The sequence below is a fragment of the Mycoplana sp. BE70 genome (assembly GCF_031455855.1).
In the GTDB taxonomy this organism is placed as follows: Bacteria; Pseudomonadota; Alphaproteobacteria; order Rhizobiales; family Rhizobiaceae; genus Mycoplana.
The window spans coordinates 21,524-48,074 of the sequence record NZ_JAVDTM010000002.1 but is presented as its reverse complement, the minus strand read 5'-3'; the positions used below and the strand labels follow the sequence as shown (position 1 = coordinate 48,074).

The following is a 26,551-nucleotide window of genomic DNA, read 5'->3' as shown; positions in this document are numbered from 1 at the left end:
ATCAATTGCCGCGTCCATGCAGTTCGGCGACCCGCTTCGCGGCGGTGGGCGGAAGCGGCACGTGCGGATTGGCCTCGACCGTTTCCAGCAGCAGCTTGTCGCTTGCCGTCTCCATCACGTCGACCAGATGGGCGAGGAAATCGTCCGGTTCCAGACCTGCGGGGATCGGCGGCAGGATGCGGACCTTGAAATGACCGGGGTAGCGAAGGAACTTGCGACGCGGCCAGAACAGGCCGGGGTGCATGACGACAGGCAGCACCGGCACCTGCAGATCGCGATAGAGGCGGGCGATGCCGTATTTGTACTCCGGCGGCGCGCCGGGCGGCCGGCGGGTGCCCTCGGGATAAATGATCAACTGGCGGCCGGACTTCATTTCGGCCTTCGCCCGCTCCATCACCGCGGCCATGACCCTGCCACGCGCGCCGCGGTCAACCGGCACCATTCGCTGTTTCAGGATGTACCAACCGAAAAGCGGGATCCAGGTCAGCTCGCGCTTGAGGATAAAAAAGGGATCGTCCTGCCAGGGCAGCAGCGCATAGGTGTCCCAGAGCGACTGATGCTTCGGCGCGAGGATGTAGCCTTGTCCCTTGGGAATGTTCTCCAGGCCCTCGATCTCGAAAGTGGTTCCCACAATCTTGTCAAACAGCCAGTGATTGCTGCGAGCCCAATTCTTGGGCACCATCATGGCCTTCTTGCGTGGCAGCAGGAAGTAGGCTGGCGACAGCAGGACCATCTGCCCGATCAGATTGATGTAGAAGGCTAGGTTGAACAGAATGGAACGCAGGACGATCATCAGCCGGAAGGTCTCCTTGCGCGTCCGATCGGACGCGCCGCACAGCAATGAGCAAAAGGTGTGCCTGCCTACACGATAATTCGGGCGGCGGAAACCGGCTAGCAGTCGAGCCGCCTCCTGTTAGGACGAAATAGCTCCACCGGAGCCACTTCTTGCGAGCCGGCTAACGCGTTGCCTGGCGGTGAAGGTCCGGTTGCCAGCGTTCCGATCGACAGTGTAGCCGTATCGAGGTGGTCCATGGTGACGCGCAGGTCGGCTGGCAAAGATTTCTCAAGACGTGTATACTGTATGTATACGACATGTAATCAATGCATTAGCTGCGTTGAACGGATATCAACCGGTACGGGAGACGTCGATTTGAACTTGCAGGACGTGTGCGACGAGGTTGTCCTCTCGCTGGAGGAGGTGATTGACCTCTCCATGAAGGTGTTGACGCTGAACGGGCTCTCCCATGCCCAGGCTCAACCGCTGGCGCGCGCAATGGCTTTGGCCGAGCGGGACGATTGCCGGTCGCACGGACTGCAACGGCTGCCGGGCTGTTTGGACACCATAAGTCATCCGAGGTTCAACAGGAATGCGGATCCGAAACCTGAGGAGGTCTCCGCTGCGGTCACGAGGATCGACGCCGACTTCGGGTACTCCCTTCTCGCATTCGAGCGTGGACTGGAGGTCCTGGTCCCGAAGGCCAAGGCGATGGGCGTTTCCATCCTGGCAATCAACAACTGCTTTCATTCAACCGCCCTGTGGCCGGAAGTCGAAGCCATTACCGCGCATGGTCTCGCAGCCCTGATCATGAACCCCAGCCATAGCTGGGTTGCGCCCGCGGGCGGCTCCACCCCGGTACTCGGGACCAACCCGATCGCATTCGGCTGGCCGCGCAAGGATCATCCGCCTTACGTGTTCGATTTCGCCACGAGCGCGGCCGCACGAGCCGAGATCGCTCGCCATCGCAAGGAAAACCAGCCGATACCGATGGGGTGGGGGGTCGATTCCGAGGGCCGGCCGACCACCGATCCGGCGGCCGTTCTGTCCGGTGCGATGCTGACGTTTGGAGGCCACAAGGGGTCGGCGCTCGCCACCATGGTGGAATTGCTGGCGGGCCCGCTGATCGGGGGGCTGACAAGCATGCAGTCGATGGCATTCGATGCGGATGCCAAGGCAGCGCCCTGCCATGCCGAGCTTGTCATCGCCTTCGATCCCGCCCTGCTGGGAGGCGGGAACATCGAAAGCAATCATGAGGCCGCGGAGGCGCTTTTCGCCGCGATTGCAGGCCAAGGGGCAAGGCTGCCGTCCGAGAGGCGGTTTCTCGCGCGGCAGCGAAGCGAAAGCGAGGGCATCAAAGTCTCGCGGGAGCTCTACGATCGCATCGTCTTGCTCGCCAACGCGTGATCACCCCAGTCGTGCCACTGCGCAGCAGTCTGGAAGCCCGCCTTGCGACGTGACGCTCGGCTACATCAATGAGGCCTGCACCGGCTCGTCACGGCGCAGGCCGCTTGCGGTTCCGGCGCCGACCACATCGCGCAGCAGGGCCACGGAGTATTTCACGTATTCCGAAAGGATCGTTTTCACGACCATCGGCTGGCCGAGCCAGTTGCCGTTCTTCAGGTCAGAGTTGATGACCGGATAGGAGAGAAATTCGGTTTTCGCGTCGCTGCGGCGCAACTCGAACAGGCTGCGCGGCATGTGATAGTTGTTGGTAACGACCAGTACGGTTCGGTAGCCGTGGTCGCTGATCCATCGCGCCGTCTCGTTGGCGTTACCGATCGTGTCCATCGCGTCGTGGCCGATGTCGACGCAGCATTCGAACAGACTCGATGAGCTTTGCGTGAATCTGCGGATCTGATTGCCGCTCGTCGTCGGATTGACGCCCGAAATCAGAAGGCGTTCTCCCGCGCCCTGCCTGAGCAGTTCGAGGGCCTGGTCGATGCGTTGAAAGCCGCCTGTCAGGACGACGATCGCGTCCGCTTTCGGGTGCTGTGGTGTTTCCAGGGACGCCACGGTTTCGGCGAAATACAGGAAACCAGCAAGCAGAACGCCGCAGACCAACAGCATCAGCACGAGAAAAAGACGCACGAAACGACGTATCGGGCGGATCCGCCAGCGTCGTGCTGGTGGCTGCCGGCCCTCCACAATCGCGTTTTTCGACTCGTCCATTGCGGCCATGATTCTCTCTCATAGCTGGCGATTGCGGCAAGCACGAGTCGGTTGCGTCAGATTGGCGCGGCTTTCGCCCGAAGCGCAGAGCGGTCCTTCAGGCGCGCTTGCTGCATCTCAGATTTTTGTTTTCGCATGCGCTTCTCCGAAACCGGCTCCAGGTTTCGGCGACCATGCTTGCTTCAGCTACTTGGCACACCGTCGGTTCGCGCCGGGTCGGAGCGGATGCGATCGATCTCGAAAATCGTGCGCATCACGGTGAAACGTGCCGTCAGCGTCGTCAAAAGGGCGATGATGAGCATCGTCGCGGCGATGCCGAGGTAACCGCTGAGACCGACGGAGAAGGTGCCGAACAACGCCGTTGCCTGATCGCTCTCCGGCGTGGCGAGAGACCTGCTCTGCCAGTAGCCGGCGATGGCGAAGACGAGGGCGGCCAGCGCGCCGCCGGCAAACGAACCCTTCAGGCTGATCTTGAGGAAATGCTTCTGGAACTCGCTTGCCACGAAGCCCGCCTCGGCGCCGACGAAATGCAGCACCTCGATGATGTGACGATTGCCGGAGAGCGCGCCGCGTGTCGCGAAGATCACCGTCAGCACCATGGCGGTGAAGACGAGAACGAGAACGGCGGTGCCGATCCAGGCGGTTGTTTCCGCCATGGCCACCAGCCGGTTCACCCAGGTGCGGTGATCGTCGAGGAAAGCCTGCGGGATCGTTTCGGTCAGGGCCTGCCGCATGGCGGCGAAATCGGGCGGGTTGCGCTCGTCGATCGTGATGATGACCAGCCGCGGAACCGGTAGTTCGTCGAGGTCGAGCCCTTCGCCAAGCCAAGGCTCCAGCAGTCTCGCAGTTGCCGCGCGATCGACGATCTGGCCGTCCTTGGTGCCGGAAAAGGTAAGGGCGAGATCGCGCGCATCGCGCAAGGCCGCCTCCATGTCGAGCTTGTCGTCCGGTTTGATCTGGATGGTGATCTCGCGCGAGATCTGGCTCTGCCAGCTGGCCGCCGTCGCCCGCACCATGCTCACCGCGCCGTAGGTCAGACAGGCCAGGAATGCCATGATGGCGATGACGCACATCAGCGCGTTGCCGGAAACGTTCGCGGGCGGCACGATCGGTGCGGTTGGCCGGACCTGCATCTCCGGTCGCTTCTGCGGGGCGCGGTCCTGCGCATTGCGTTCGGTGGTCTCATTCATAGATATCGAGCCGACCTTGCGAGAGGATCATGCGCCGCGCCTCGACCTGATCCATCAACGACAGGTCGTGCGTGGCGATCACAACCGCCGTGCCCAGGCGGTTCAGTTCGAGGAACAGGCTGAGCAGCCGCCGCGCCATCGGCGGATCGACGTTGCCGGTCGGTTCGTCCGCCAGCAGCAACTCCGGTTGGTCGATGAGGGCGCGCGCGATCGCCGCGCGCTGCTTCTCGCCACCGGACAAGACCGGCGGAAGCACGTTGATCCGCTCTCCGAGCCCCACCCATTTCAAGAGTTCCAGCACGTCGGCGCGATAGGAGGACTCCTCCTTGCCGCGCACCCGCAGCGGCAGGGCGACGTTCTCAAAGGTCGTCAGGTGGTCGAGCAGGCGGAAATCCTGGAAGACGATGCCAATGCGGCGCCTGAGCATCGGCAACTCGTCACGCGGGATGGTAGCGATGTCGCGGTCGAATGTGCGCACAAGGCCGCGGGTCGGCTGCAGGGAGAGAAACAACAGCCGCAACAGCGTCGACTTGCCGGCCCCGGAGGGACCGGTGAGGAACTGGAAGGACCGGTGCGGAATGTCGAAGGTCAGGTCGCGGAGGATTTCCGGACCCATCCCATATCGCAGACCAACATTCTCGAAATGTATCAAAGGGGTTACCCGGTTCCGTCTGGCGCGACGCGCGTTTCACTCGCGAATCGCATGAAATCAAGGCCCATCCAAGGCCGGTTTCCGAAGCATTAACCAGTATGGTTTACGTTTCGTAAGGATTTGGTTCAATGCCCGACTTTTTTGCGGGTGAGGCCTATTGCCCGAAGCAACGACAAGGAGAACCGTCATGAGTGCATTCGGCGCACGGCGCGAACGAAGCGCTTCGATCGATCTCCTGCCGCCGGAGCCCGGCATCCGCAAGCGCGTTGCGCCAAGGGCCCGGCATGAGGCCGCCGTCGATGCCCACTTCATTGTCCTTCCGGCCGATACACCGGCGGCTCGCACACCGGTCTGCAACGACAATCGGTCGCGTTCCCCATCGCCGAGCACTGTCATCGCCGCGCGGGCGGTCCGTCTTGCTTTCCTGGCTCTTGTCTGGGCGACGCGCTGTGCCGAGCGGCTTCTCCAGCTTCTGCCGCAACGCGCCTTTGGCGCCATGGTTGCGGGTTGCGTTGTCGCCATGTTCTTCTTTGCCGGCGGCCTTTCGGCTTTGGCAACGGTTTTCACCAGCACCGGGCGGGGCGACGGAGTGGAAATTGCGAGTGTCTCATCGTCGCTCGACGACCGCGACGGCATGAAAGTGCTCTCGGTGTACGGTACGGTTGAAAACCACTCCCACGGCACGCGTGCGGTGCCGGCAATCGTCGTGGACGTCATCGCGGGCGGGAAATCGATCGCGCGTCATCGGATCGAGCCGGGTGCGGATAGCCTGCCGCCCGGTGCTACGGATGCATTCTCGCTGAAGCTGCCTCACGGCGGCTCAACCCTGCCGAAAATTGCGCTTTCGCTCGAACCGGCGGGTGCGCCCTTGCATTGAGTGTGCTATGCGGCTGGGGTGCGGTACAGCCCCGCGCGTGCATGGCCTCCGGGATCGGAACGGATTCCTGGAAGATCCGTGCGTGAACCACATGTAGTGCGTCCCTTGCGCGTCCGATCGGAGGCGCGGCGCCGTCGAGCCACGCCATATGGAGCCACATCGCAATGCAGGTAGTGCGCGGAAAGAAGATCGAGACCCTCTACAGCGCCGAGCAGATTGCCAAGCGCAACGCCGAGATGGCCGCCGAGATCAAGGCTGGTCCGACCTGTGATCTCCTTGTCATCTCGATCCTGAAGGGCTCGTTCATCTTCGCCGCCGACCTGATTCGCGCCATGCATGCCACCGGCCTTGCGCCTGAGGTCGAATTCGTGACCCTCTCCAGCTACGGCAAGGGCACCAAGTCGCAGGGCGTGAAGATCGTCAAGGACATCGACAGCGACGTCCACGGGCGCGACATCCTCCTGATCGACGACATTCTCGAATCGGGTCGCACCCTGCGTTTCGCCAAGGACCTGTTGCTTGAGCGTGGCGCGCGCCATGTCACGGTCGCGGTGCTGCTCGACAAGAGCGTCAAGCGGGAAACCGATCTGGAGGCCGACTATGTCGGCTTCGAGTGCCCCGATCACTTCGTGGTCGGTTACGGGATGGATGCGGCTTACGCATTCCGCGAACTGCCCTTCGTCGGCGTCGTCACGGGCGACGCCGAGTAGGCGAAATCCGCTTTTGCCTCTCTGCCGTTTACCGATCGCAAACGAAACTCTGGTCATGTCTGAGCCGCAACAACGGCATCCGTGCCGCCACAACGCCGCGCGGACAAAGTCGATGGGCGGCTTGAAGAGGACATCATGGCGAGAATTCTGATCACCGAAGACGAGGATTCGCTTCGCATTTTCGTGGCGCGGGCGCTCCGGCTCGACGGGCATGAAACGGTCGAAGCCGCCGACGGGGCGCAGGGGCTCGAAACCCTCTCCGAGGGGGAATTCGACCTGCTCCTGTCCGATATCCGCATGCCGGTGATGGATGGAATCGAGCTCGCCCACAGGGCCGCCGACGCCCATCCGAACCTGAAGATCCTGCTGATGACCGGCTATGCCGAACAACGCGAACGCGCAGACGACCTCGCCGAGAAAATCATCGACGTAGTCGCCAAGCCGTTCAGCCTGCCCGACATCCGCACCGCCGTTGCGCGGGCGCTGGCGGCATAAGGGAAGTAAGCCCGGATAGACCGCCTTGCCGGACGGCGGCGATGATCTCTGACGCCGCTTGGAACGATCGAACGGAAATTACTCGATGCCGAGCAGCCGCTCGAGATAGTTGCGCTCCGTGACCGGCGCATTGCCAGTGCCAAGCCGGCGGCGGATTTCGTCGAGGATCTCGCGGGCCCGCTGGATATCGATCTCTTCCGGCACCCGCGTGCGACCGTCATAGTCAGGGCCTTGTGCAGTGTCCGGGCGCTCCCGACCAAGCGGGTCGCGGCCCGTCCGCTCCATTTGCGGCTGGCCCTCGCCCGGCCCGCCCGGGCCCATGGCCTGCATCTGGCTCATCATGTCCTGCGCACCCTGGCGCAGCGCCTCCAGCGCCCGGCCCTGGCTGCCGACGGCAGGTTCACCTTCTCCTTTGCCGAGTGCATCGGAGGCCCCCTTCATCTCGCGGCCGGCCTCGCCGAAGCCCTTGCCGGGTTCGATGCCCATTTCCTTAAGGCTTTTCTGCAGTTCGCCGAGTTGTTTACCGAGAGCGTCCTGCTGGGCCTTCAGGTCCTTCAGCGCCTGGCGCAGTTCGTCGGCAGTCATCTGGTCGGTCGGTGAGTTGCCCGGCTGTTGTTCGTTGCCCTGATCGCCAGGTTGACCGAACAACTCGTCCTCACCGGGCAGGGGATCACCGCTCTGCAGACGATCCTGCAGGGCCTGGTCGAAGTTGAAGGTCTTGTCCATCAGCTTCTGCTGATCCTGCAGCAGCTTGCCGAGCTTGTCCATTTGCTGGCGCATCGCGTCCGATTGCTGGCCCTGCTGCTGTTGCGGGCGCCCGGCCTGCAGGTTGTTCAGCATGCGCTGCATCTCGGCAAGAAGCTGGCGAGCCTGATCTTTCGCTCCGGAACGAGCCAGGTTCTCGATCTGGTCCATCATTCGCTCCAGATCCTGCTGGCGCAGGATCTGCCCCTGTTGCTGGGCATTCTGTTGCATCTGGCCGTTCTTCTCGGCCTGGCGCGCCAGTTCCTGCATGTAGGCTTGCATGGCCTGGCGCAGTTCCTGCATCAGCTTGGCGATTTCCTCGTCCGGAGCGTTGCGTTCGAGCGCATCCGACAGCGCCTGCTGCGCCTCGCGCAGGCGACGGTCGGCGAGTGAGAGGTTGCCGTCCTCGATCCCAAGGGCGATTTCCCACAGGTAGTCTGCCGTCTCCCGTAACTGGTCGTCATTGCGCGCGAGCTTCATGCGCTCCTGTGCCGACCTGATCAGCAGGAAATGCGTGGGATTGGGAATGGTCTCCTCCGGCCGCACCATCAGCGCCTCGCTGAGGGTGATCGCGCGCGGCAACTGATTGGCATCCAGCGCGAATGTCTGTCGCTGTTCGGCAACCGCCGCGGCAAGCGGCTCGAAGAACGCCTTTGCCGGCAGGATCATTTCCTGCGGTTGGCTGCGCCCCTCCTGGCCGGCGGCATCGCGCGCGACCAGCGTTATGCGCACCCTTTTTCCTGCAAGCGGATGTTCGGTGAGATTGCGGCTCGTCGTGCCCTTCGCGTCACGGGCGTTGCGCCGCGGCAGATCCAATCGGTATTCCGGCGGCGGATAGAGTGGCCGTGCGTCCTTCGCCGGCGGTTCGACCGGCACGATTTCCGCATGCGCCTCCTGTATGCCGTAGTCATCCTTGGCGACGAAGCGGACTTCCAGGGCCGAAGCGGCGGTCTTGCGCGGCACGCCGTCAAAGGCAATTTCCGGAACGCGGTCGGGGATGATGTCGAAGGCCCATTGGTGGCCATCGAGCGACAGCGAGCCGCTCTTGACGATCTTGTAGTGCAGCGTCGTGGGGCTGGGCGTGGCGGATGGCGGTGTGTCCTGTCTGGCGCCTGGCTCCGCCGTGTCGGCGCCCTGCTTCGGTTTGTCTGGCCGGATCGCCGTCGCTTTCTCCCCGGTCGGGGTGTAGGAAACCGCACCGTCGGCATCGTCGGCAACGCCACCGGTGATGCGTACCGTCAGTTCGCTGAACTGCGGCACGCGCAGCGTCCCCTCGATCGGCTCCTCTGTTCCGGTCAGGAAGACCGGAGCCCGGCCGGTGTGGGCGGGCGGGGTTACCCAGGCGTCAATGCGGATGTCCGGCTTGTCCTCGGTCAGCTGGCGGACCGTGACGACATCGGACAGCAGTCCCGCCCGATTGGAGTAGGAAAAGGCGAAGGCAACGGCCAGGAGCAGCAGCGGGACGGCGCGCAGGCCATGGCGGTCGTGGCGCGCGATGTCAGGGCGCGGAAACCCGGTCTGAAGGGCGCCGATCATGCGGGCCATGCGCGCCTGGTGCTCGCGCCAGAGCGCGTCTGCCACCGGCCCACCGCGGACGGGTCGGTCCGCCTGCACCTGGATCGCTTGATGTACGAGATCGTTGCGTTCTTCCAGCATGCGATCGGCCCGGTCGACCTGCGGCCAGACCGCGTGCCTCAAGCGCACGGCCAGAAGCAGGAAGCCGAGCCCGAAGGCGGCAAGCGTGGCCACATGCAGCCAGGCGGGGACATGGCGGAAATAGCCGAACCAGGTCAGTGCGAGCAGACTCGCGGCGATGAGGATCAGCGGAAGCAGCTTTGGTAGAATGCCTTCGGCAAAGAGAACCGCGCGTGCCAGCGCGCGCTTGCGATTCAGCCGCGCCGAGAGATCATTGCCCTGTCCCTTGCCGGAGGCGTTTTTCGCGTCTTCGTGCATCAGTCCTCGCATGCCTGCAGGCCCCTCGCGACGCCCACCTGCCGCAAGGATAACATTCTTTGTGGCCAAGGCGAGGGCGCGCTCGAAAACGTGATCGTTTTCCAGCTTTCGACTTTTCCCGGGGGTAGGGCGAACCGGCTGCCGCTCAGGCGAGCCAGTCGGGCACGGAGTCGAGACCCATCAGGTCCTCGTAGGTCGGGCGGGGCCGCACCACGTGGAATTGGCCGCCGTTGACCAGGACCTCCGGCACCAGCAGGCGCGAATTGTAGGTACCGGCCTGGACCGCCCCATAGGCGCCCGCCGAACCGACCGCAATCAGGTCACCCGGTTTCGGCATCGCCATCTCGCGGTCCAGTGCCAGATAGTCGCCGGTTTCGCAGACCGGGCCGACGACGTCGGCGCGGATGCGCGGCGCGTTGGCGGCCGAGATCACCACCGGGCTGACCTCGTGCCAGGCTTCGTAGAGCGTCGGGCGGATCAGGTCGTTCATCGCCGCATCGACGATGACGAAGGTCTTCTCGCCGCCGTCCTTCACATAGATGACTTCGGTGACGAGAATGCCGGCGTTGCCGACGATCAGCCGGCCCGGCTCGGTAATGATCTTGCAGTCGAGGTCTTTCAGCTCGTTCTTGACGATCTCGGCATAGGCGTCCGGCAGGGGCGGCGGGGAATTGTCACTCTTGTAGGGGATGCCGAGGCCACCGCCGACGTCGACGTGGTCGATCGTGTGGCCGTCGGCGCGCAGCGTGTGCACGAGTTCGCGCAGGAGCCGGAAGGCGTCCTCGAACGGCTGCAACTCGGTGATCTGGCTGCCGATATGCATGTCGATGCCGGTCACCTTGATGCCCGGCAGCTTGGCGGCATGGGCGTAGACGGCGCGGGCGCGCTCCCAGGAGATGCCGAACTTGTTCTCCTTCTTGCCGGTCGAGATCTTCGCGTGCGTGCGGGCGTCGACGTCCGGGTTGATGCGGAAGGAGACGTGCGCCTGCTTTCCGGCCTTCACCGCGCGCGTGTTCAGCACTTCGAGCTCCGGCTCGGATTCGACGTTGAAGCAGTAAATGCCGGCCTCGATGCCGAGATCCATTTCGCGGGCCGTCTTGCCGACGCCGGAGAACATGATGCGCGAAGCCGGGACGCCGGCGGCAAGCGCACGCCGCAGTTCGCCTTCGGAGACCACGTCGACACCCGCGCCGAGCCGCGCAAGCGTCTTCAGCACCGCCTGGTTCGAATTCGCCTTCATCGCATAGCAGACGAGCCCGTCGACGCCGTCGAAGGCCTTGGAAAAGACCTTGTAGTGACGTTCGAGTGTTGCCGTCGAGTAGCAGTAGAATGGCGTGCCGACCGCCTTGGCGATCTCGGGAACGGCCACGTCTTCGGCAAAGAGAACGCCGTCGCGATATTCGAAGTGGTTCACAGTGTCTTGTCCGTCAGAGGAGGGCGTCGAGAATGAAAGGCTTGTCCTCGACGGCCTGTTTCTTTGCATCCGGGCCGACGATCGCCTTTGTCGTCGTCGCCGGGCCCGGCGGATCGAGGTCGCCCTTGCGGCCGCAAGCCGCCATCACCGTCGCCGAAAGAACAAGAATGAGGGCCAGCCTGGCAGTGGTCTTCAGTGTCATGCGGGTTCGCGGCTCCGAAAGCGATCGATGGTTGTAAAACACTTAGCAGAAGCGGGTGCGTCTTGTGCACCCCGATTCTTCTGATGCTTCATGCAAGGCGATTGATCGGTCGCCTGTCAATTGCGGGTGCGCCACCAGGCGATCTGCTGACGCACACCCGAAGGCGCCGTTCCGCCAAACGAGGTGCGGCTTGCGACGGAGGCCTCGACCGTCAGCACGCCGTAGACCTTGTCGGTGATGGCCGGGTTGATCGCCTGCAGGTCGGCGAGCGGCAGTTCGGCCAATTCACAGCCCTTCTGCTCGGCGAGCGCCACGGCGCGACCGGTGACATGATGGGCGTCGCGGAAGGGAAGGCCGGCCTCGCGCACCAACCAGTCGGCGAGGTCGGTCGCGGTCGAATAGCCGGAACCGGCGGCCGCTTTCATGCGGTCGGTGCGGATCGTCATGTCGCGCACCATGCCGGTCATCGCCGCAATCGCCAGTTCCAGGCTCTCGGCGGCGTCGAAGACCTGTTCCTTGTCCTCTTGCATATCCTTGGAATAGGCGAGCGGCAGGCCCTTCATCACCGTCAGCAGCGCGATCAGCGAGCCATTGATGCGGCCGGTCTTGGCGCGCACCAGTTCGGCGGCGTCCGGGTTCTTCTTCTGCGGCATGATCGAGGAGCCGGTCGAAAATGCATCCGACAGCCGGATGAAGCCGAACTGCGCCGTCGACCAGATGACGATCTCCTCGGCGAGGCGCGACAGGTGCGTGGCAGCGATCGCCGCGATCGACAGGAACTCCAGCGCGAAGTCGCGGTCCGAGACGGTATCGATCGAGTTGCGGGTCGGTTCGCGGAAGCCGAGTGCCTTCGCCGTCATGTGGCGATCGATCGGGAAGCCGGTGCCGGCCAGCGCGGCGGCGCCGATCGGACTTTCGTCCAGATGCTCGATCGCGTGGCGGACGCGCTGGCGGTCGCGACCGAACATCTCGACATAGGCCATGCAGTGGTGGCCGAACGTCACCGGCTGCGCCGTCTGCAGGTGGGTGAAGCCCGGCATCACGGTGTCGGCATGTTCTTCGGCGCGATCGAGGAAGGCGGCGATCAGCGCGGTGAGCATTTGCTCGGTTTTCTGCAGCTCTTCCTTGACCCAGAGGCGGAAATCGAGCGCGACCTGGTCGTTACGCGAGCGCGCGGTGTGCAGTCGGCCGGCGGCCGGACCGATCAGGTTCGCAAGCCGGGCCTCCACGTTCATGTGGATGTCCTCGAGCTCGCGGGAGAATTCAAAGGCACCGCTTTCGATTTCCTTCAAGACCGTTTCCAAGCCTGCGACAATCTTGTCCTTGTCTTCGGAGGAAATGATGCCTTGATGGGCGAGCATGGTCGCGTGTGCGATCGAGCCGCGGATGTCCTGGGCGTAGAGCTTCTTGTCGAAGTCGATGGAGGCATTTATCTCCTCCATGATAGCATCCGGACCCGAAGCGAAGCGGCCGCCCCACATCTGGTTCGAGGACTGGGTCTCAGATTTTGCGTCAGCCATGGGATTGCCTATCCTGGAGAATGAAATGACAGTCGAGAAGAAGCCGGGCCGCCCGGCCGCCAAGCTGCTTGCAGTGGCCGCGCTTGCCGGCATCCTTGCCGGTGCGGCAGGGGTATACGTGATGGAGAGCCGGTCTGGCAATGGCGGCGGTGCCGTGGCCTCGGCCGGTGGCCAATGCGACGCGGCAAAGGAAAAGGCAGCGTCGCTGACGCCGTTCCTGACAGGGCAGGTCGCCGCCATGCAGGCTGCGGACCAGCCGCGCCCGCTGCCGGCGCTTGCCTTCAACGGGCCGGACGGGAAGCCGCTTACGGTCGCCGACTTCTCCGGCAAGACCCTGCTCGTCAATCTGTGGGCGACCTGGTGCTTCCCCTGCCGGGAGGAGATGCCGGCGCTGAACGCGCTGCAGAAGGAACTTGGCAGCGATCGCTTCGAGGTGGTGGCGATCAACATCGACACGGGTACCGACGAGAAGCCCAAGGCCTTTCTCGACGAGACCGGCGTGCACGACCTCGCCTACTATCGCGACAGTTCGATGGGCGTCTTCAACGCCCTGAAGAAGGAAGGCCTCGCCTTCGGCCTGCCGGTGACGCTTCTGATGGACGACAAGGGCTGCCTCATCGGTGCCATGAATGGCCCGGCCGTCTGGGACAGCGAGGATGCGAAGGCGCTGATCAAGGCCGCCGTTTCGGCCGCGCCGGGGATGTAATTTTGTAGGACTTCGGGACACTAGAGGAGCGCGGATACACCGCTGCCCCTCATCCGCCTGCCGCGCCGTCTCGGCCCCACAGCTCTGGAGGAGAGGCACGTCCCCTCTCCCCGCCTGCGGGGAGAGGGTTAGGGTGAGGGGGCAATCGACGGCACCCAGTCTGTTGGTAGGTCCGGCGGTGTCCTGGGGCTTTAGGCCCGCCTTCCGGATCTCACGTGGTCGCGTAGACGCGCGGACGGCGGATGGCGAGAAAACCCTGTTCGCCCTTCTTGTGCGGAAACTCCGGCGCAGTGTCGAACTCGATCGACTGGCCGCCGGTGGTCCTTGCCAGCACGCGGCGCGAATCCGGCCGGTCGAGCACGCGCAGGATCTGGGCCGGCACGCCGTCGCCGCTGTCGCGCCAGGCGACATCGGCCGGGCGGAACAGCAGGTCGGCCGGACCGTCCTTCAGATCCGGGGCGTCGAAGGCGACGTCTTGCACATAGGCCTTGCCGTCGCGCACCGTCGCCGGCAGCGCGTTGGCGTCGCCGAGGAATTTCATCACAAAGGCGTTTTCCGGGCTGCGGCAGACCTCCTCCGGCGTCCCCTCCTGCACGATATTGCCCTTGTCGAGGATGACGACGCGGTCGGCGAGGTCGAGCGCCTCCTCCTGGTCGTGGGTAACGAAGAGGGTGGTGATGCCGAGTTCGTCGTGGATCTTGCGCAGCCAGCGGCGCAGGTCGCGCCGCACATTCGCGTCGAGGGCGCCGAACGGTTCGTCAAGCAGCAGCACACGCGGATCGACGGCGAGCGCGCGGGCAAGTGCCACGCGCTGCCGCTGCCCGCCGGAGATCTGCCCCGGGAAGCGTTCGCCGAGGCCGGAAAGCTGCACCAGTGCCAAGAGTTCCTCGACCCGGTCGCGGATCGCCTCGGGCGAGCGCTTCACCTTCGACACCTTCATGCCGAAGGCGATGTTTTCCGCCACGGTCATATGCGGGAACAGCGCGTAGTGCTGGAAGACGAAGCCGACGCCGCGGTCGCGTACCGGGATGTCGGTGGCGTCCTCGTCGCCGAAATAAATGTGCCCGTAGTCGGCATATTCGAGGCCGGCGACCATGCGCAGGATCGTCGTCTTGCCGGAGCCGGAGGGGCCGAGCAGCGCCACCAGTTCGCCGCTCTGGATCTCCAGCGACACGCCGTGCACGGCGCGGAAGGTGTCGAAGGTCTTGACGACATCGTTGAGGCGGATTTTCAAGGCTAGACCTCCGAGATTGTATCGTTGCCGGCGAGTGTCGCCGGACGGTTACGGCGGCCGGCGCCCTGGCGCTCCAGCGCCACCTTGACGACCAGCGTGACCAGCGCCAGCGTGGCGAGGATCGAGGCGGCGGCAAAGGAGCCGACAGCATCGTAGTCGTGGTAGAGCAGTTCGATGTGCAGTGGCAGCGTGTTGGTCTGGCCGCGGATGTTGCCGGAAACGACGGAGACCGCCCCGAACTCGCCCATCACCCGTGAATTGCAGAGCACGACGCCATAGAGCAGCGCCCATTTTATGTTGGGCAGCGTCACCGAGAAGAAGGTGCGCCAGGCACTGGCGCCGAGCGAGGTCGCCGCCTCCTCCAGGTCGCGCCCCTGCGCCTGCATCAGCGGGATCAGTTCGCGCGCCACGAAGGGGGCGGTGACGAACATGCTGGCCAGCACGATGCCCGGCAGCGCGAACATGACCTTGATCTCGGCGCTCTCCAGCGCTGGCCCGAACAGGCCTTGCAGGCCGTAGACGAACAGGTATGCGACGCCCGCCACAATCGGCGAGACGGAGAAGGGGATCTCGATGAGGATCGTCAGCAGCCGCTTGCCGACGAAATCGTGCTTGGTGATCGCCCAGGCGGCGGCGACGCCGAAGGCGGTGTTGACGGGCACGGCGATCAGCGCCGTCAGCACGGTGAGCATGATCGCGTGCAGGGTATCTGGTTCGGCGATGGAGGCCGCGAAGTAGGGGAGGCCCTTGGAAAAGGCGTGGACGCCGATGACCGCCAGCGGCGCGACGATGATGACGGCGACGAAAAACAGCACGACGCCGAGCAGGATGCGACGGAACAATGGGGCGTCGCCGATGCGGGGCGGCCGGCGGCCAGAATGATGCGGTTTCATCGGCTTAGTTTCTCACGGTGTAGCGAAGCGCGCGCGCCTGCATGAGGTTGGTGACCGCGAGCATGACGAAGGCGGTGATCAGCATGACGGAAGCGATCGCGGCGGAGGCCGGGTAGTCGTACTCCTCGAGGCGGATGAAGGCGAGCAGCGCGGTGATCTCCGTCGAGAAGGGCTGGTTGCCGGCGATGAAGATGATCGCGCCGAATTCGCCGAGGCTGCGGGCGAAAGACAGCGACAGGCCGGCGAGCAGCGCTGGCGTCAGCAGCGGCAGGACGACGCGCCGGAAGATCGACAGATCGCTGCCGCCGAGCGTCTGCGCCGCCTCTTCCAGCGCCGGGTCGAGTTCCTCGAGCACCGGTTGCACCGTGCGCACGACGAAGGGCAGGCTGGTGAAGGCCATGGCGATCATGATGCCGAGCGGCGTGTAGGCGACCTTGATGCCGAGTTGGGAAAGCGGCGCGCCGAACCATCCATTCGTCGCAAACAGCGTCGTCAGCGAAATGCCGGCAACTGCGGTCGGCAGCGCAAAGGGCAGGTCGACCAGCGCGTCGATGATGCGGCGGCCGGGAAAGCGATAGCGCACCAGCACCCAGGCGAGCGCCAGCCCGAATAGCAGGTTGAAGACCGTCGCGGCCAGCGCGCAGGAGACGGTAACGACGTAGCTGGCGACGGCGCGGTCGGACGAAACGATGCGCCAGTAGTCGGCCGGCCCGAGGCTTGCGGCCTTGAACACGAGCGCTGCCAGCGGCAGCACGATGATGATCGCCGCATAGATCAGCGTGATCCCGAGGGAGAGGGGCAGGCCCGGCAAAACGCGCCGTTTCAATATGCTCGTCCTTTTCTGCAACAGAAGGACCGGCGGGACTTTCTCCCGCCGGTCCGCTGTGGATGTGTCAGGCGTTACCGGTTGCCGTAAATCGTGTCGAGGACACCGCCTTCGGCGAAGTGCTCCTTGGAGACCTGTCCCCAGCCGCCGAAGACGTCTTCGACCTTTACCAGGCGAATGTCAGGGAACTGGTCCTTGTACTCGGCGGCGACCGTCTCGTCATGGACGCGGTGGCCGAACTCGGCGGCGATCTTCTGGCCCTCCGGCGCGTACAGGAAGTCGAGATAGCTCTTCGCCAGTTCCTGGCTGCCCTGCTTCTCGGCGACCTTGTCAACGACGGCGACCGGGAATTCCGCCAGCAGGCTGACCGAGGGCACGACCTGCTCGAACTTGTCGGTGCCGTACTGCTTGGCGATCGCCTTGGTTTCGGCCTCGAAGGTGATGATGACGTCGCCGATCTCGCGCTCGACGAAGGTGGTGGTGGCGGCGCGGCCGCCGGTGTCGAAGACCGGCACGTTGTCGAAGATCTTGGTGACGAACTCCTTCACCTTCGCCTCGTCGCCCTCGAACTTCTCCTTCGCGTAAGCCGTCGCGGCGAGATAGGTGTAGCGGGCGTTACCGGAGGTCTTCGGGTTCGGGAAGATCACCTTGACGTCGTCACGGGCGAGATCGTCCCAGTCCTTGACGCCCTTCGGGTTGCCGGCACGCACCAGGAACGAGGGGAAGGAGTAGAAGGGCGAGGCGTTGTTCGCGAACTTCGTCTGCCAGTCTTCGGCGACGAAGCCGTTCTTGACGAGGAAATCGATGTCGGTCACCTGGTTGAAGGTCACCACGTCGGCTTCAAGACCCTCGACGATGGCGCGCGCCTGCTTGGAGGTGCCGCCGTGCGACTGGTCGACGGTGACGCCGGGATGGGCCTTGACGAAGGCTTCGTTCTCGGCGGCGAAAAGCTCGCGGGCGACGTCATAGGACGCGTTCAGGAGCTTGTCGGCGGCGTTGGCCGAAAGGGGGGCCGCCAGCGCCGCGATGGCGGCACCGATCAGAAGAAGGCGCTTCATGTGATTGTCTCCCGGAAGCAAGTGCGTTGTCTGCCCGGACCATAATGGCCGGCCGAGCTCAATCCGAGGCACGTCGGACCAATCCCAGACTGCTCGGGAAAAAATTAGTCCTGCTTGGCGGAGTTCTGCAGAAAATTTGTGGAAATGGTTATGCTTGGGTGCGCGATCCCGTTCGTACGGATTTCACCGGTGCGAAGGGGAATATCTTTCCATCGTGCGGCAAGCTGCTGTTCACGCATCCTTCCGCTGCTACGCAAAAAATACCAGTCGACCGCTCCAAGGATGAATCGCTTTTTCGCGTCGCGCTCCCAAAGCGGGGTGTGGTGGTCGCCAACCACCAATATGTCGGTCGGAGGCAATTCCGGATCGGCTGTGATGGACGCCACGGACTTAAACACATCGCCCCACAATTCGGTCAGTTCGCATGTCGTCCGGTTGGTGATCGCCGCTTCCTCCGTGCCGCAGCGAAGTTTGCCGTTCGGCTTGGCAACGAAGGGGACGTGGGAATTCAACGTCAGCCAGTAGACAAGCTTGGGGCGCTTGTCCGATGTCAGTAACTCGGCGCGCACGGCATTCGCCACTTCGGTGTCACAAAGACCTTCGAAGACGCTGCCACATCGGTTTGGAACGAGCTTCGGAACATCCCTGACCAACTCGTCAGCGAAATGGAGGTCCTCGAAGCCAATCTTCGGATACCAGATGTTCCGCGCGAACATCGCCGAACTGTAACCATGGTAGGCCGAGGTCGCATATCCGCGCTCCGCCAACTGCCGCGGGAGACAATCGAACGGGCCATCCTGATTGATATAGTCGAGGTGATCGCCCCAGCGACCGCACAATTCCCGCGATTCGGCCGCCGTTGTCGACCCGGAGTAGCGCGTCGTTCCGCGGGTAAGCGTGTAGTTTCCGCTCGCAGCCGCCCGCTCAAGTTCTGCCGAGAGCAGGGCTTTGTCGTTTGCGTCTGCGATCGCGCCGAGTCCTTCGACCAATACCACGAGCAGATTGTTGCCGCGTGCTGCTACCGCGTCAGCCGTCAGTCCGTTCTGTGTCATTGCGCTGTCGAATTCGGGCTCCCCCTTGGTGGCATATGGCAGATTGAAGCACAGGTCGGCGCCAACAAGGACAAAGGCGAGAAGCGCGGCGGGGACGGGCGAGGCGAGGCGGACCTCTTCGCGGTGGCGATTCAAGAGCCACGCGGCCAGCAGGGGCATGGCGAAGGTGAGGGTGACGGTGGTCACATAGAAGGCCGATGCGGTGACATCGATCGTGCTCAGGAACCTGATGGAGTCCAGCGCGGTGTGGAGAGGCAGGTGGAAGGCGATGGATATGATCAGGCCGAGATCGATTGCGGCGACTAGGAGGAACAGGATGTAGGCGCAGAACGGCGGGAGAAACAATGCCGCGGCCGTCGCGAGCAGATAGAGCAGGGGCGTGATCAGCCGTTGGGCAATGAAGAACGGCATCGCGATCAGAAAGATGCCGTTCGGTACCAGTCCGGCGATCAGCATCAACCGCAAGGCCGCCCGGTCAAAAAGCCGCGATTTCAAGAAGGGTATCTTCGATTCCAGCGAAAACGCGCTCATGTGCCCGCCGTGAAATGATTCCGCGATATGTTTTGATATCGCGGAATCTTTCAAAAGAGCTTAATGCGCGCCCGCTCGACCGTCAGCGGGTGGGAACAGGAATCTCGCCGCGGTAGTCGTAGAAACCACGGCCGGATTTGCGCCCGAGCCAGCCGGCTTCCACGTATTTGACCAGCAGCGGGCAAGGGCGATACTTCGAATCCGCCAGGCCTTCATAAAGAACCTGCATGATTGACAGGCAGGTATCGAGGCCGATGAAGTCGGCAAGCTGCAGCGGTCCCATCGGATGGTTGGCGCCGAGCTTCATCGCCGTGTCGATCGCGTCGACCGTGCCTACACCCTCGTAGAGCGTGTAGATCGCCTCGTTGATCATCGGCAGCAGGATGCGGTTGACGATGAAGGCCGGGAAATCCTCGGCGACCGTTACCGTCTTGTCGAGGGTGGCGACGAATTGCTTGGCCGTGGCGAAGGTGTCTTCCTCGGTGGCGATACCGCGCACCAGTTCCACCAGCTTCATCACCGGCACCGGGTTCATGAAATGGATGCCCATGAAGCGCTCGGCGCGGTCGGTGGCCGAGGCCAGCCGTGTGATCGAAAGGGAGGAGGTGTTGGTCGCCAGGATCGCGTCGGCCTTCAGCACCGGGCAGACCTGCCCGTAGATCTTGCGCTTGACCGTCTCATCCTCGGTCGCTGCTTCGATCACCAGGTCAGCCTGGGACAGATCGTTGACGTCGTTCGATCCCTTGATTCGCGCCAGCGCGTTCTTGCGCTCGTCGTCGGTCATCTTGCCGGATGCGACCTGGCGCGCCAGATTGCCGTGGATAGTGGCAAGCCCGGCCTCGATCCTCTCGGCTGACAGATCGTAGATCTGGACCTTGTAGTCGGCGACGGCGCAGACCTGCGCGATGCCGCAGCCCATCTGACCTGCTCCGACGATACCGACATTCCTGATCGTGCTCATTGCCTTGCCCACTGAATAACGACGTCGCTGACGCAACCGGCCGCGAGTCAAAAACGAAACCGGGCCGGAAAATCCCAGCCCGGTGAAGTGATAATGCGGTGCGGCATTTTTTTCCAGCGTTTAATGATCGCGCCAGTGCCGCCCGGTTGCATTCAGAGCGCCTTTTCCAGCTCCGGCAGGACCTCGAAGAGGTCGGCGACGAGGCCGTAGTCGGCGACCTGGAAAATCGGCGCCTCCTCGTCCTTGTTGATGGCGACGATCACCTTGCTGTCCTTCATGCCGGCGAGGTGCTGGATCGCACCGGAGATGCCGCAGGCGATGTAGAGCTGCGGCGCGACGACCTTGCCGGTCTGGCCGACCTGCCAGTCGTTCGGCGCGTAGCCGGCATCGACGGCGGCACGCGAGGCGCCGACCGCGGCGCCGAGCTTGTCGGCGACCGGCAGGATCACCTCCTGGAACTTCTCCGCCGAGCCGAGCGCGCGGCCGCCAGAGATGATGATCTTGGCCGAGGTCAGTTCGGGGCGGTCGGACGACGACAGCGCGTCGGCGACGAAGGAGGAGACGCCCGGGTTGGTGCCGGCGGAAACCGTCTCGATCGGCGCGTTGCCGCCTTCGGCCGCTGCGGCGAACGAGGCCGTGCGCACCGTGATCACCTTCTTGGCGTCGGTCGCCTGCACCGTCTGGATGGCGTTGCCGGCATAGATCGGCCGCTTGAAGGTGTCGGCTGAGACGACCTCGATGATCTCCGAGACCTGGGCTACGTCGAGCAGGGCTGCGACGCGCGGCATGACGTTCTTGCCGACCGAGGTCGCCGCGGCGATGATCGTGTCGTAGTTCCCGGCGAGCGCGACGATCGTCGCCGCCAAGGGCTCGGCCAGGTTGTTCGCGAGCGCGGCGTCGTCGGCCACGAGCACCTTGGCAACGCCGGACAGCTTCGCCGCCTGCTCGGCGACGGCCTTGGCGTTCGAGCCGGCGACGAGCACGTGCACGTCGGAGCCGATCTTTTGCGCCGCCGTCAACGCCTTGGCGGTCTGGTCGGAAAGGTGGTTCTTGTCGTGATCAGCCAGAAGAAGAATGGCCATGATGATATCTCCCTTTCCAGTCCCTTAGAGCACGCCGGCTTCGGTCTTGAGCTTTTCGACCAACTCGGCGACCGACTTGACCTTGACGCCCGCCTTGCGGCCGGACGGTTCCTCGGTGTTCAGCACCTTCAGGCGGGCGGCGGTGGAGACGCCGAAGTCGGCCGGGCTCTTCTTGTCGAGCGGCTTCTTCTTCGCCTTCATGATGTTCGGCAGCGAGGCATAGCGCGGCTCGTTGAGGCGCAGGTCGGTGGTGACCACCGCCGGCAGCTTGATCTCGATCGTCTGCAGGCCGCCATCGACCTCGCGCGTCACCTTGGCCTTGCCGTCACCGATCTCGACCTTCGAGGCAAAGGTGCCCTGGGCCCAGCCCAACAGCGCCGACAGCATCTGGCCGGTCTGGTTGGAGTCGTCGTCGATCGCCTGCTTGCCGACGATGATCAGGCCGGGGGCCTCGGCCTCGGCCACGCCCTTCAGGATCTTGGCCACGGCGAGCGGCTCGGCCGCGTCGTCGGTTTCCACCAGAATCGCCCGGTCGGCGCCCATGGCGAGTGCGGTGCGCAGCGTCTCCTCCGCCTTCGCCGGTCCGATCGACACGACCACCACTTCCTCGGCCTTGCCAGCCTCCTTCAGCCGCAACGCCTCTTCGACGGAAATCTCGTCGAACGGGTTCATCGACATCTTGACGTTCGCAAGCTCGACCCCCGTGCCGTCCGGCTTTACCCGGATCTTCACGTTGTAGTCGACGACCCGCTTGACGGGGACCAAGATCTTCATGGGTTCTCCTTCCAATGCCCGCGTGGGAAAATGCGCCATCCAAGCGCAGCCCGATTGTCGGTTGGCGACATCGATACGCGTTTTTTTTCCAATTTCAATGATCGGTCGGCCGTTGTGTGCGAAAACTGTCGCCACTCAGATGACGTGAACGTCGACGTATGCCGATCCGGAGCGATTACCGCCCCCAACGGATGGGCGAAGCCGGGGGCGCTTTGGAGCTGTCAGTCTGATCGTCCGGCGTCGCTTCCTTATGTCGCACCGCCACAGGTGTCGTGATGGTGCGGTCGAACAGCGGCACGTCGCGCCGCCGCAAGACGAGCACCAGGGTCGCCCCGGCGAGTATGCCGCCCACATGAGCGCCCCAGGAGACGTTCCCGTCGGGTTCCAAAGCCAGCATATAAAACTGCTGGGCCACCCAGAGGACCAGCGGAACAACGGCCGGCAAGGGTAGCGGGATGCGAAAGAACACGAGTACCCATACGCGCACTTTCGGATGCAGCAGCAAATAGGCGGCAACGACGCCGGAGATTGCGCCGGATGCGCCGATCAGTGGCGCTTCCGAAGCCGGCTGAACGATACCGTGGACGAAGGCACCTGCCGCGGCACAGGCGAGATAGAAGATGAGAAAGCGCAAGTGCCCAAGCGCGTCTTCCACATTGTCACCGAACACCCAGAGGAACAGCATGTTTGTCGCAAGGTGCAGAAAGTCGGTGTGGATGAAGGCATAGGTGATGTAGGTCGCATCCGGCGGAACGAGCACTAGGCCCGGCTCGAGTTCGGCAAAATCGAACACGACCGCCGGAATATATCCGAGGCCGACCACGGCCTCGTCGGAAAAGGTCTGGCTCGCCAGGATTCCGGCTACGAGCCACACGGCGACATTGGCGACGATGATGCCGATCGTGACGTACTGGACCTTGATGTACTTCAGGGAATTCGCATCGTGCAGCGGTATGAACATGAACATCCGTTCCCCCGGTTGCGGCGCGATTACCTGTTCTGTCCTGGAACCCAGAGAACGTCCAAAGCCCCCTTGTCGTTCGCCCACCGGGCCGCAACGAAGAGAAAATCGGACAACCGGTTGATGAAGGCGACCGCCTCCCGCGACACGGTTTCTCCCTCGAGCGCGGCGAGTTCGACGATGCGCCTCTCGGCCCGGCGCGCGACAGCGCGGGCGACATGGAGTGCCGCCGCCGCCGCTGTTCCACCCGGCAGGACGAAGGATCGCAGCGGGGAAAGTTCGGCGTTCAGCGTGTCGATCTCCGCTTCCAGCCGGGCCACCTGTGCCGGGACGATACGCAAGGGCTCGTATTGCGGCTTTTCGCCTGTCTCGGGTGTCGCAAGGTCGGCGCCGAGATCGAACAGGTCGTTCTGGATCCGCATCAACATCTGATCGAGGGGGGGAAGCGTCGCCGTGTGCTGGCGCGCCAGTCCGACCATGGAATTGGTCTCGTCGACATCGCCGTAGGCTGCGACACGCGCATCGTGTTTCATGCGGCGCGGACCGGCGACGAGACCGGTCGTGCCGCCATCGCCGGTGCGGGTATAGATCTTGTTCAGCTTGACCATCGTTCTTTCGTTCTCATGCAGGCCGTCCGCCGCCGGCGAACCAAAGCGTCAGCATGATGAGGACAATCGCAGCCGCCTGCAAGACGATACGCATCTGCATCAACTGGTTGGACTTGTTGCCGCTGCCGCCCTTGGCCATGTTGATCAGGCCGCGGATCAAGACAATTGCGACAAGACCCATGACGACGAGCGAGACGTAAGTGAGGATGGTGGACATGTTCGCAATCCGTTGTTCGGTTCGTTCCTGAGTGTATTACACTAATGCATTTGCTCGTGAAGCGGAACTCAATTCGGGGCGGATAATCCATAGTTTCAAAGTGTTAGTCGGCAAGTCTCTTGGGCGTGCCTGCAAGTGCGGCCGGGCCGGTCACCCTCAGCCCTAGGCGGCATCATTCGAAGCGGCCGATAATACGATAAAAGAGATCTGCCGGCAGAAGCTTCTTCAGAAGTGCGCCCTTTTTCGCCGGCGACGTGACGACATAGTGCGGCCGGGGCGCGGCGGAATTCAGCGCATGCTTGAGCACATGATAGACCGCCTCCGGCCCGAGCTTTCCGGGCGCGGGCCTGCTTTCACCGCGCAGCCGTCGCATCTGCCTGCGATATTCTTCCGCGTGTACCGAATGCTCCAGATCGATGTGCTTTTCGATGTGCGGGATGGCGTTGGCCATAAAGCGCGACACGATCGGTCCGGGTTCGATCAGGCTGACGTGGATGCCGGAGCCGGCAAGTTCCATGCGCAGCGTCAGAGACAGGCCCTCGAGGGCAAACTTCGAGGCGTTGTAGGCTCCGCGCCAGCGATAGGGAACGATGCCGAGGATGGAGGAGCACTGCACGATCCGACCGTGGCCCTGCCGCCGCATGGCCGGGATGAGCCGGCAGGTCAGGTCGTGCCAGCCGAAAACATTGGTCTCGAACTGCTGCCGCAGCGCCTCGACGGGCAGGTCTTCGACCGCTCCTGCCTGGCCATAGGCGCCGTTGTTGAATAGCGCATCGATCCGGCCTCCGGTACGCGACAGGACGTTCTCCGCAAGGGTCGCAATCGTCTCGGGCTTCGTGTAATCCATCAGCAGCGCCTCGATGCCGTCCGCTTCCAGCGGGGCTAGGTCGGCTTCCTTTCGGACGGTGGCAAACACGCGCCAGCCGTCCATTTTCAAGGCCCTGGCGCAATGGGCGCCGATGCCGGAGGAGCAACCGGTGACGATGATCGTTCTTCCAGGGGAAACCGGACCAGGCATGCGCATTTCCTGTACAAATACAGTTTCGTTTCCCATATTCACCGGGCGCTGACAATCGCGCCAGAACCAAATGCCTCGCAGACGAGGTTGCCCAGGAACGGGACACGGACATGCCGACCGCTCTACGCCTCCTCTACAAGGTCGTTTACGACGCGATCTTGCACTTCACCCTGGACGACGGCTGGGCGATGGCAAGTCACGTGGCACTCTCGACCTTGCTTGCAGTCTTCCCGTTCCTCATCTTCGGTACCGCGCTTGGTTCCTTCCTCGGTGCCGACCAGTTCGCCGATACCGCCGTCCATCTGATTTTCGACACCTGGCCGGAATCGATCGCCGCGCCGATCTCGCGCGAGGTGGTGGCGGTGCTGACGATCCCGCGCGGCGGGCTTGCGACGATCTCCGTGCTCGCCGCCGCCTATTTCGCCTCCAACGGCGTCGAGGCGCTGCGGGCGTCCCTCAACCGTGCCTATCGTGTTGCCGAAACGCGCTGGTGGTATGTCACCCGGCTGACCAGCCTCGGCTTCGTCATTCTCGGCGTGGTCGCGCTTGCCGCCATCAGTATCGTGCTTGTCGCGGCCCCCCTTGCGGTGCGCGCGACCGATCAGTGGATGCCTTGGCTCGGCTATGTCTACTCACTGGTTCTTGATTGGGGCATCCTCGGCACGCTGATCGTGCTGTTCCTCGGACTGCTGATCGCCCACCTTTGGCTTCCCGCCGGCCATCGGCGCATCGCCGACGTGCTGCCGGGCATCGTGCTGACGCTGGTGGCCTGGAGTATCGGCGCCTATCTGTTTGCGTCCTACCTCGCCGCCTTCTCCACCTATGTGAAGACCTATGCCGGATTGGCCTCGATCATGATCGCGCTGGTCTTCCTCTACATCATCGGCGTGATCTTCATTCTCGGCGCGGAAATCAACGCGGCGATGATGAAGTTCCGCGTCAAGCGACTGATCCTGGAGCGTCTGCGCGGGAGCAAGCCTTTGCCGGAGGTGCCCGCCTCAATCGAGGACGAGGCCATCGCGCGCGAACAGGGCGCGGAGGTCCGCCGGGGATAGTCCTTTTTCCCGGTAGGCTAAAATCCCCGTATCCTGGTTGCTCTTCGACAATTTGCGCCCGTCGGCGCTGAGCACCAGCCCGTGGTGGCGATATTGCGGTTGGGGCAAGTCCAACAAGACCTGCAGCAACCGATGAACGGAGGTGGCGTGAAACAGGTCCCTTCCGCGCACGACATGGGTCACGCCCTGCGCAGCGTCATCGAGCGTCACCGAGAGATGGTAACTCGACGGCGCGTCCGGACGTGAGAGGATGACGTCGCCCCAGTGTTCCGGCTGCGCCGACACGAGGCCCGTCTCGCCGTCCGGCCCCATACCTGTTTCGCTCCAATCGAGGCTGCGGCCGGCCAATTTCTCGTTGGCAGCTTCGAGTGCCTTATCCATGTCGAGCCGCCAGGCATGCTGGCGTCCCTCGGCAATCCAGCCGCCCGCAAGGCCGCGGTCCAGATCGCGCTCCTCGGTCGGGTAGCAGGGTGCGTCATCGGGGTCGCGCGGCCATGTTCCGCCGACCGCCTCGAACGCTGCCACCCGGTCGCGTACCTCTGCACGGCTGAGAAAGGCGGGGTAGGCAAGGCTGCGGGCAATCAGTTCGTCGAGCGCCCGCTGGTAGAACGGAAAATGCTCCGACTGCCGTCGCACCGGACGTCCCCACTCGATGCCGAGCCAATGGAGGTCGCGATAGATCGCCTCTTCATACTCCGGCCGGCAACGGACCGTATCAATGTCCTCGATCCTCAGCAGGAAGCGCCCGCCCGCCGCCATGGCGAGATTGTGGTTGAGCATCGCCGAATAGGCATGTCCAAGGTGCAGGAGCCCGTTGGGGCTCGGGGCGAAGCGAAAGACGGCTGGCTTTGACAAGGGCGAATCCATCCGG

General features: G+C 63.6%; 27 protein-coding genes. 6 read left to right on the top strand and 21 right to left on the bottom strand.

Features of this window, described 5'->3' with window-relative positions:
* Window position 1: 1 nt before the first annotated feature.
* Window positions 2-793: a 1-acyl-sn-glycerol-3-phosphate acyltransferase gene (locus J2Y48_RS03605; protein WP_310412856.1), complete on the bottom strand. Its 792-nt coding sequence runs from the start codon at window positions 791-793 to the stop codon at window positions 2-4.
* A gap of 372 nt (window positions 794-1,165) precedes the next feature.
* On the opposite strand from J2Y48_RS03605, the gene J2Y48_RS03600 reads away from it, so the two are divergent.
* Window positions 1,166-2,182, top strand: coding sequence for an Ldh family oxidoreductase (locus J2Y48_RS03600; protein ID WP_405030161.1), 1,017 nt, complete (start codon window positions 1,166-1,168; stop codon window positions 2,180-2,182).
* Between the two features lie 60 nt (window positions 2,183-2,242).
* Here J2Y48_RS03600 and J2Y48_RS03595 read toward each other — a convergent pair whose 3' ends face one another.
* From J2Y48_RS03595 to ftsE, 3 genes are all read right to left on the bottom strand, one after another.
* Complete coding sequence (locus J2Y48_RS03595) at window positions 2,243-2,956, bottom strand: YdcF family protein (protein WP_310412849.1); 714 nt, start codon at window positions 2,954-2,956, stop codon at window positions 2,243-2,245.
* Between the two features lie 173 nt (window positions 2,957-3,129).
* Window positions 3,130-4,137, bottom strand: a complete 1,008-nt coding sequence (locus tag J2Y48_RS03590) for an ABC transporter permease (protein ID WP_310412847.1) — start codon at window positions 4,135-4,137, stop codon at window positions 3,130-3,132.
* The gene (gene ftsE / locus J2Y48_RS03585) at window positions 4,130-4,789 is read right to left on the bottom strand and encodes a cell division ATP-binding protein FtsE (protein WP_310412844.1); all 660 of its coding nucleotides are present in this window, start codon (window positions 4,787-4,789) and stop codon (window positions 4,130-4,132) included. The genes J2Y48_RS03590 and ftsE overlap by 8 nt, the downstream gene beginning before the upstream one ends.
* 187 nt (window positions 4,790-4,976) lie before the next feature.
* Between ftsE and J2Y48_RS03580 the strand changes: the two genes are divergently transcribed.
* From J2Y48_RS03580 to J2Y48_RS03570, 3 genes are all read left to right on the top strand, one after another.
* Window positions 4,977-5,666: a hypothetical protein gene (locus J2Y48_RS03580; protein ID WP_310412842.1), complete on the top strand. Its 690-nt coding sequence runs from the start codon at window positions 4,977-4,979 to the stop codon at window positions 5,664-5,666.
* Window positions 5,667-5,830: 164 nt separating this feature from the next.
* Complete coding sequence (hpt, locus tag J2Y48_RS03575; RefSeq protein WP_310412839.1) at window positions 5,831-6,376, top strand: hypoxanthine phosphoribosyltransferase; 546 nt, start codon at window positions 5,831-5,833, stop codon at window positions 6,374-6,376.
* A 135-nt stretch (window positions 6,377-6,511) separates the two neighbouring features.
* Entirely contained in the window at window positions 6,512-6,871 is a 360-nt protein-coding gene (locus tag J2Y48_RS03570) for a response regulator (RefSeq protein ID WP_310412836.1), read from the top strand.
* 78 nt (window positions 6,872-6,949) lie between these two features.
* On the opposite strand, the gene J2Y48_RS03565 is transcribed toward J2Y48_RS03570, so the two are convergent.
* From J2Y48_RS03565 to argH, 4 genes are all read right to left on the bottom strand, one after another.
* The gene (locus tag J2Y48_RS03565) at window positions 6,950-9,568 is read right to left on the bottom strand and encodes a TIGR02302 family protein (protein ID WP_405030160.1); all 2,619 of its coding nucleotides are present in this window, start codon (window positions 9,566-9,568) and stop codon (window positions 6,950-6,952) included.
* 145 nt (window positions 9,569-9,713) lie between these two features.
* A complete protein-coding gene (gene lysA, locus J2Y48_RS03560) occupies window positions 9,714-10,982 on the bottom strand; it encodes a diaminopimelate decarboxylase (RefSeq protein ID WP_310412830.1) in 1,269 nt (422 codons plus the stop codon).
* A 13-nt stretch (window positions 10,983-10,995) separates the two neighbouring features.
* A complete protein-coding gene (locus J2Y48_RS03555; RefSeq protein WP_310412827.1) occupies window positions 10,996-11,184 on the bottom strand; it encodes an LPS translocon maturation chaperone LptM in 189 nt (62 codons plus the stop codon).
* A 116-nt stretch (window positions 11,185-11,300) separates the two neighbouring features.
* Window positions 11,301-12,704: an argininosuccinate lyase gene (gene argH / locus J2Y48_RS03550; protein WP_310412824.1), complete on the bottom strand. Its 1,404-nt coding sequence runs from the start codon at window positions 12,702-12,704 to the stop codon at window positions 11,301-11,303.
* 25 nt (window positions 12,705-12,729) lie between these two features.
* Between argH and tlpA the strand changes: the two genes are divergently transcribed.
* Window positions 12,730-13,410: a thiol:disulfide interchange protein TlpA gene (gene tlpA / locus J2Y48_RS03545; protein ID WP_310412821.1), complete on the top strand. Its 681-nt coding sequence runs from the start codon at window positions 12,730-12,732 to the stop codon at window positions 13,408-13,410.
* A gap of 211 nt (window positions 13,411-13,621) precedes the next feature.
* Here the strand turns inward: tlpA and J2Y48_RS03540 are convergent, their stop codons facing one another.
* The 12 genes from J2Y48_RS03540 to J2Y48_RS03485 all read right to left on the bottom strand — a co-directional run bounded on the left by J2Y48_RS03540 (window position 13,622) and on the right by J2Y48_RS03485 (window position 24,625).
* Window positions 13,622-14,644, bottom strand: coding sequence for a sulfate/molybdate ABC transporter ATP-binding protein (locus J2Y48_RS03540; protein ID WP_310412818.1), 1,023 nt, complete (start codon window positions 14,642-14,644; stop codon window positions 13,622-13,624).
* A 2-nt stretch (window positions 14,645-14,646) separates the two neighbouring features.
* On the bottom strand, window positions 14,647-15,537 hold the full coding sequence (cysW, locus tag J2Y48_RS03535) for a sulfate ABC transporter permease subunit CysW (protein WP_310412815.1): 891 nt from the start codon (window positions 15,535-15,537) through the stop codon (window positions 14,647-14,649).
* Window positions 15,538-15,541: 4 nt separating this feature from the next.
* Window positions 15,542-16,363 (bottom strand): sulfate ABC transporter permease subunit CysT, encoded by an 822-nt coding sequence (gene cysT, locus J2Y48_RS03530; protein WP_310412812.1) that lies wholly within the window; start codon window positions 16,361-16,363, stop codon window positions 15,542-15,544.
* A gap of 74 nt (window positions 16,364-16,437) precedes the next feature.
* The gene (gene cysP, locus J2Y48_RS03525) at window positions 16,438-17,421 is read right to left on the bottom strand and encodes a thiosulfate ABC transporter substrate-binding protein CysP (RefSeq protein WP_310412809.1); all 984 of its coding nucleotides are present in this window, start codon (window positions 17,419-17,421) and stop codon (window positions 16,438-16,440) included.
* 104 nt (window positions 17,422-17,525) lie between these two features.
* On the bottom strand, window positions 17,526-19,004 hold the full coding sequence (locus J2Y48_RS03520; protein ID WP_310412806.1) for a sulfatase-like hydrolase/transferase: 1,479 nt from the start codon (window positions 19,002-19,004) through the stop codon (window positions 17,526-17,528).
* A gap of 82 nt (window positions 19,005-19,086) precedes the next feature.
* Entirely contained in the window at window positions 19,087-19,965 is an 879-nt protein-coding gene (locus J2Y48_RS03515) for a 3-hydroxybutyryl-CoA dehydrogenase (RefSeq protein ID WP_310412803.1), read from the bottom strand.
* Between the two features lie 152 nt (window positions 19,966-20,117).
* The gene (locus J2Y48_RS03510) at window positions 20,118-21,047 is read right to left on the bottom strand and encodes an electron transfer flavoprotein subunit alpha/FixB family protein (protein WP_310412800.1); all 930 of its coding nucleotides are present in this window, start codon (window positions 21,045-21,047) and stop codon (window positions 20,118-20,120) included.
* Window positions 21,048-21,071: 24 nt separating this feature from the next.
* Window positions 21,072-21,821 (bottom strand): electron transfer flavoprotein subunit beta/FixA family protein, encoded by a 750-nt coding sequence (locus J2Y48_RS03505; RefSeq protein ID WP_310412797.1) that lies wholly within the window; start codon window positions 21,819-21,821, stop codon window positions 21,072-21,074.
* Window positions 21,822-21,996: 175 nt separating this feature from the next.
* The gene (locus J2Y48_RS03500; RefSeq protein ID WP_310414273.1) at window positions 21,997-22,782 is read right to left on the bottom strand and encodes a rhomboid family intramembrane serine protease; all 786 of its coding nucleotides are present in this window, start codon (window positions 22,780-22,782) and stop codon (window positions 21,997-21,999) included.
* Window positions 22,783-22,811: 29 nt separating this feature from the next.
* Window positions 22,812-23,390, bottom strand: a complete 579-nt coding sequence (locus J2Y48_RS03495; protein WP_310412794.1) for a cob(I)yrinic acid a,c-diamide adenosyltransferase — start codon at window positions 23,388-23,390, stop codon at window positions 22,812-22,814.
* 13 nt (window positions 23,391-23,403) lie between these two features.
* Window positions 23,404-23,607 carry a twin transmembrane helix small protein gene (locus J2Y48_RS03490; RefSeq protein WP_310412792.1) on the bottom strand — a complete coding sequence of 68 codons (204 nt, stop codon included), beginning with the start codon at window positions 23,605-23,607 and terminating at the stop codon, window positions 23,404-23,406.
* 172 nt (window positions 23,608-23,779) lie between these two features.
* On the bottom strand, window positions 23,780-24,625 hold the full coding sequence (locus J2Y48_RS03485; protein ID WP_310412789.1) for an SDR family oxidoreductase: 846 nt from the start codon (window positions 24,623-24,625) through the stop codon (window positions 23,780-23,782).
* Window positions 24,626-24,735: 110 nt separating this feature from the next.
* Here J2Y48_RS03485 and J2Y48_RS03480 point away from each other — a divergent pair, with 110 nt between their 5' ends.
* Window positions 24,736-25,680: a YihY/virulence factor BrkB family protein gene (locus tag J2Y48_RS03480; RefSeq protein ID WP_310412786.1), complete on the top strand. Its 945-nt coding sequence runs from the start codon at window positions 24,736-24,738 to the stop codon at window positions 25,678-25,680.
* Here J2Y48_RS03480 and gluQRS read toward each other — a convergent pair.
* The gene (gluQRS, locus tag J2Y48_RS03475) at window positions 25,624-26,547 is read right to left on the bottom strand and encodes a tRNA glutamyl-Q(34) synthetase GluQRS (protein ID WP_310412783.1); all 924 of its coding nucleotides are present in this window, start codon (window positions 26,545-26,547) and stop codon (window positions 25,624-25,626) included. The two genes, J2Y48_RS03480 and gluQRS, sit on opposite strands and share 57 nt — an antisense overlap.
* Window positions 26,548-26,551 lie beyond the last annotated feature (4 nt).

Bases quoted from the DNA above. Each gene is read 5' to 3' on its own strand.
- J2Y48_RS03500 (WP_310414273.1), bottom strand. From the start codon at position 22,782: ATGTTCATACCGCTGCACGATGCGAATTCCCTGAAGTACATCAAGGTC.
- hpt (WP_310412839.1), top strand. From the start codon at position 5,831: ATGCAGGTAGTGCGCGGAAAGAAGATCGAGACCCTCTACAGCGCCGAG.
- J2Y48_RS03590 (WP_310412847.1), bottom strand. From the start codon at position 4,137: ATGAATGAGACCACCGAACGCAATGCGCAGGACCGCGCCCCGCAGAAG.
- J2Y48_RS03570 (WP_310412836.1), top strand. From the start codon at position 6,512: ATGGCGAGAATTCTGATCACCGAAGACGAGGATTCGCTTCGCATTTTC.
- J2Y48_RS03595 (WP_310412849.1), bottom strand. From the start codon at position 2,956: ATGGCCGCAATGGACGAGTCGAAAAACGCGATTGTGGAGGGCCGGCAG.
- J2Y48_RS03580 (WP_310412842.1), top strand. From the start codon at position 4,977: ATGAGTGCATTCGGCGCACGGCGCGAACGAAGCGCTTCGATCGATCTC.
- J2Y48_RS03485 (WP_310412789.1), bottom strand. From the start codon at position 24,625: ATGCCTGGTCCGGTTTCCCCTGGAAGAACGATCATCGTCACCGGTTGC.
- J2Y48_RS03565 (WP_405030160.1), bottom strand. From the start codon at position 9,568: ATGCACGAAGACGCGAAAAACGCCTCCGGCAAGGGACAGGGCAATGAT.
- gluQRS (WP_310412783.1), bottom strand. From the start codon at position 26,547: ATGGATTCGCCCTTGTCAAAGCCAGCCGTCTTTCGCTTCGCCCCGAGC.
- cysW (WP_310412815.1), bottom strand. From the start codon at position 15,537: ATGAAACCGCATCATTCTGGCCGCCGGCCGCCCCGCATCGGCGACGCC.
- J2Y48_RS03505 (WP_310412797.1), bottom strand. From the start codon at position 21,821: ATGAAGATCTTGGTCCCCGTCAAGCGGGTCGTCGACTACAACGTGAAG.
- J2Y48_RS03495 (WP_310412794.1), bottom strand. From the start codon at position 23,390: ATGGTCAAGCTGAACAAGATCTATACCCGCACCGGCGATGGCGGCACG.
- argH (WP_310412824.1), bottom strand. From the start codon at position 12,704: ATGGCTGACGCAAAATCTGAGACCCAGTCCTCGAACCAGATGTGGGGC.
- J2Y48_RS03605 (WP_310412856.1), bottom strand. From the start codon at position 793: ATGATCGTCCTGCGTTCCATTCTGTTCAACCTAGCCTTCTACATCAAT.
- cysP (WP_310412809.1), bottom strand. From the start codon at position 17,421: ATGAAGCGCCTTCTTCTGATCGGTGCCGCCATCGCGGCGCTGGCGGCC.
- J2Y48_RS03555 (WP_310412827.1), bottom strand. From the start codon at position 11,184: ATGACACTGAAGACCACTGCCAGGCTGGCCCTCATTCTTGTTCTTTCG.
- J2Y48_RS03515 (WP_310412803.1), bottom strand. From the start codon at position 19,965: ATGAGCACGATCAGGAATGTCGGTATCGTCGGAGCAGGTCAGATGGGC.
- J2Y48_RS03520 (WP_310412806.1), bottom strand. From the start codon at position 19,004: ATGAGCGCGTTTTCGCTGGAATCGAAGATACCCTTCTTGAAATCGCGG.
- J2Y48_RS03480 (WP_310412786.1), top strand. From the start codon at position 24,736: ATGCCGACCGCTCTACGCCTCCTCTACAAGGTCGTTTACGACGCGATC.
- J2Y48_RS03490 (WP_310412792.1), bottom strand. From the start codon at position 23,607: ATGTCCACCATCCTCACTTACGTCTCGCTCGTCGTCATGGGTCTTGTC.
- tlpA (WP_310412821.1), top strand. From the start codon at position 12,730: ATGACAGTCGAGAAGAAGCCGGGCCGCCCGGCCGCCAAGCTGCTTGCA.
- J2Y48_RS03510 (WP_310412800.1), bottom strand. From the start codon at position 21,047: ATGGCCATTCTTCTTCTGGCTGATCACGACAAGAACCACCTTTCCGAC.